The 796-nt window shown below is 31.8% G+C and carries 1 protein-coding gene; it reads left to right on the forward strand.

The window, feature by feature from the left end; genetic code table 11:
• Window positions 1-119 precede the first annotated feature (119 nt).
• The coding region (locus HT703_RS11405; protein ID WP_172930103.1) for a restriction endonuclease subunit S at window positions 120-796 on the forward strand (677 nt) is incomplete at its 3' end.

Here is a 796-nt window from a genome sequence, read left to right on the forward strand (position 1 = left end):
TAGAAGCAATCGAATCAGCTTTAGAAAGAGTAGATGAGTACGCTAAAAGTTATAATAGACTCGAACAGCTAGATAAAGAATTTCCAGATAAACTAAAAAAATCTATTCTTCAATATGCTATGCAAGGAAAATTAGTTGAACAAGACCCAAATGATGAATCAGTCGAAGTTTTACTTGAAAAAATACGAGCAGAAAAACAAAAACTCTTTGAAGAAGGCAAGATTAAAAAGAAAGATTTGGACATTTCTATTGTTTCCCAAGGAGATGATAACTCTTATTATGAGGAAGTTCCTTATGAAATACCAAAAAGTTGGGAGTGGGTGAGGTTTTCTACATTGGTTGAAATTGTTAGAGGTGGTTCTCCACGACCAATCAAAGATTATCTTACTTCCGAAGTAGATGGAATAAATTGGATAAAAATAGGTGATACTGAAAAGGGTGAAAAGTATATAAATAATGTTAAAGAAAAAATCAAAAAATCAGGGCTTAACAAAACTAGATTTGTAAAAAAAGGTACATTTTTGTTAACTAATTCTATGAGTTTTGGTAGACCTTATATTTTGAATGTTGATGGTGCAATACACGATGGATGGTTGGCTATTTCGAACTATGAAAACTCATTAAATAGAGATTACCTATTCTATATTCTTTCATCAAATGTAGTTTATTCTCAATTTTTATCTCTAATTAGTGGAGCTGTTGTGAAAAACTTGAATAGTGATAAAGTTGCTTCTATTCTTATCCCTCTCCCTCCGCTAGCTGAACAACAACGCATAATAGAAGCAATCGAATCAGC

The organism is Streptococcus sp. 3874, assembly GCF_013276425.1.
Classification (GTDB): Bacteria; Bacillota; Bacilli; order Lactobacillales; family Streptococcaceae; genus Streptococcus; species Streptococcus pseudopneumoniae.